A 2825-nucleotide genomic window follows, 5' to 3' on the forward strand; every position below is an offset into this window, starting at 1 on the left:
ATTCAATGATAAAGAGGAAAAGCGCTAAATGCACCTGCATTTAACGCTTTTTTTTGAATTTCGGATCATAAACAAGGACAATTTTAGGCCCCAAAATAGACCCCTAAAATTTCCCCCTAAATTCAGACCCCCAGAAACTTTAGATACCCATATAAGTTTATATTCGTTTTTTTTTGTTATACTTATCTTATAAATCGCAACTAATCGCAAGTTTTGGTTTTGGCTTCTTAAGTATATGATAAAGACGAAAGGTGAGACTGTTATGAAAATTCCAATGACAAAAAGACTCGAAGAAATTGTTCAGTTATTAGAAAAAGATGGATATGTAAAAGCAAAGGATTTATCGCAAAAATATCAAATTAGTATGGAATCCATTCGAAAAGATTTAATGTATCTGGAAGAAATGGGTATTGCGAAAAAAGAATATGGAGGGGCTCGTTTATCGCCTTTAAGTGTTGAAAAAAGTGTTGATTTTCGACAGAATCGATACAACGAAAAAATGGAAATCGCAAAATATGCAGTGAAAATGTTAAAAGATCAGCATGTATTGATATTGGATACGGGTTCTACTTGTCAAATGTGTACAACCTTTATTAATCGATTATCCAGCATGGATATTATCACCAATTCCATTACCGCTTTTGAACAATTAAATGGAAACATTCACAATGTCTTTTTGGCAGGTGGAAAGAAAAGAGAAAAGAATTTATCCGTAATTGGAAATTGGACAGAAATGTTTTTGAGTTCTATTCATGCGGATATTTGTTTCTTGGGAACATCGGGTATTTTAGATAGTCAGGGACCTACATCTCATTCGTATCAGGAATTAAGTACAAAACAGAAAATGATTGAAAACAGTGATTTAGTTTTTGTCTTAGCCGATAGTTCAAAGTTTCAGGAAAAAGGATTTCATACCATAACGTCCTGGAATCAAATTGATGGAATCATAACAGATCATCGTTTATCACTAAAACTATATGAAGAATATAGTCAAAAAGTGCCAATTTATATTGCGGAGGAAATTTATGAAGAAGATTGTTAAAGTAAACCCTTTTTATGAACCTCGTATGTGGGGTGGAGGAAAAAGATTAATTGAAGAATTTCATTATCAAACCGATGTAGCACCTTTAGGTGAAGTTTATAACGTCGTGGCTTTAGAAAACCATGCCGATTGTCAAGTCCCAGAAATGAACATGACTTTATCGCAACTATATAAAGAATATCCAGATTGGTTTTGTTGCGATACAGAAGAATTACCGGTTCGCGTAAATATCTTAGATCCGGTTGAAAAATTATCAGTGCAAATTCATCCAGATGATGATTTTGCCAGAACTTACAATGGAGGAAGAGGAAAACCAGAGGCCTGGGTCATTTTAGATACAACAGAAGATGGACAAATTCAATTCGGGCATTATGCCAAAACAAAAGAAGAATTTATTCAAAAAACGGAATCAAAGGATTGGGATGGTTTATTGAAGTATTTAAAAGCTATAAAAAATGGTTTTATTGATATTCCAAGTGGAACACTGCATGCCATTGGAAAAGGTGTATTAACCTATAATATTTCAAGAAATGCAGATTGTACATTAAGACTTTATGACTACGATCGAATTGATCCATCCACAAACCAGAAAAGACCGATTCAACCGGAAGCTGTTTATGAAAATGTCAATATTCCAGATACATCAACTGAATTTGTTCTCTATCCTAGTGCACATGAATTAGGCGTGGATGTAACACGTTACTGGGATCAGCCGGGATTGTATACATTGATGCGTCTACAAGTCAAAGAACAAGGAAGATTTAGACACGATCGATTTGCGTTTTATACGTGTGTGAATGGACAAGGAAGTATCAATGGAATTTCCATTCGAAAAGGAGAAACCATCTTAGTACCAGATGGATTTGGCTGGTTAGATATTCAAGGAAAAATTGATTTATTTTTAGCTTCGTATCGAAATGAAGAATGAGGAGGGATGAATTCATGAAGTTACAATTGGCTTTAGATGATATCACAATGGAAAAGGCCGTTGATTTAGTTGAAAATGTACAAGAGTTTATTGATGTCATAGAAATCGGAACTCCCATGGTAATTGAATATGGAATGGAACCAGTTCGTATTATGAAAAAAAGATTTCCGAATAAAGAAATTTTGGCAGATTTGAAAATTATGGATGCTGGTTTTTATGAAGCAAAAGAAGCATTAGAAGCAGGAGCAGATTATATCACTGTATTAGGCGTTACCGATAATTTAACAATTAAAGGTTGTGTGGAAGCAGCTAAAGAATATCACGCAAAAGTTGTTGTAGATATGATTTGTGTTGACAATTTGCCTTCTCGTATTCGTAAAATGGAAGAATTAGGTGTGGATTTTGTTTCGGTTCATGTGGGTGTGGATCAACAAGCAGCGGGAAGAACACCTTTAGATGATTTAAAAATCATGAGTGAATGCGTTACTTGTGCAAAAGTATCTGTAGCAGGTGGAATTAATGTTGAATCAATTCCTTCATATAAAGCATATAATCCAGATATTGTGATTGTGGGTTCAGGAATCACACATGCAAAAGATTCAAAAGAAGCTGCCAAAGCCATTCATCAGGCAATAAAGGAATAAGAAATGACAAATACAGTCAATAAAATATTAGAAGAATTAATGCATTTGTCTTCATATATTCAGGAAGAAGAATTAGAAGAAATTTGTGATCAATTAATGGAAGCACATCATAAAAAACATTCAATTTTTCTTGCTGGAGCTGGACGAAGTGGCTGTGTGGTAAAAGCTTTTACCAATCGCTTAATGCACTTAGGTTTTCGTTGTTTTGTGG

The 2825-nt window shown here is 34.2% G+C and carries 3 protein-coding genes and 1 pseudogene; all 4 read left to right on the top strand.

The features are described from left to right. Positions 1-262: 262 nt before the first annotated feature. Complete coding sequence (locus ACI32A_RS02500; RefSeq protein ID WP_439753446.1) at positions 263-1042, top strand: DeoR/GlpR family DNA-binding transcription regulator; 780 nt, start codon at positions 263-265, stop codon at positions 1040-1042. After that, a complete protein-coding gene (locus ACI32A_RS02505) occupies positions 1026-1970 on the top strand; it encodes a class I mannose-6-phosphate isomerase (RefSeq protein WP_439753447.1) in 945 nt (314 codons plus the stop codon). Before ACI32A_RS02500 ends, ACI32A_RS02505 begins: the two co-directional genes overlap by 17 nt. Before the next feature lie 14 nt (positions 1971-1984). Then, positions 1985-2614 carry a 3-hexulose-6-phosphate synthase gene (gene hxlA, locus ACI32A_RS02510; RefSeq protein WP_439753448.1) on the top strand — a complete coding sequence of 210 codons (630 nt, stop codon included), beginning with the start codon at positions 1985-1987 and terminating at the stop codon, positions 2612-2614. A 3-nt stretch (positions 2615-2617) separates the two neighbouring features. Further along, positions 2618-2825, top strand: a pseudogene (locus tag ACI32A_RS02515) (hypothetical protein); the annotation flags it as partial.

The sequence above is a fragment of the Floccifex sp. genome, from assembly GCF_051873555.1.
In the GTDB taxonomy this organism is placed as follows: domain Bacteria; phylum Bacillota_I; class Bacilli_A; order Erysipelotrichales; family Erysipelotrichaceae; genus Floccifex.

Coding starts and splice junctions, on each gene's coding strand:
- ACI32A_RS02505 (WP_439753447.1), top strand. CDS start 1,026: ATGAAGAAGATTGTTAAAGTAAACCCTTTTTATGAACCTCGTATGTGG.
- ACI32A_RS02500 (WP_439753446.1), top strand. CDS start 263: ATGAAAATTCCAATGACAAAAAGACTCGAAGAAATTGTTCAGTTATTA.
- hxlA (WP_439753448.1), top strand. CDS start 1,985: ATGAAGTTACAATTGGCTTTAGATGATATCACAATGGAAAAGGCCGTT.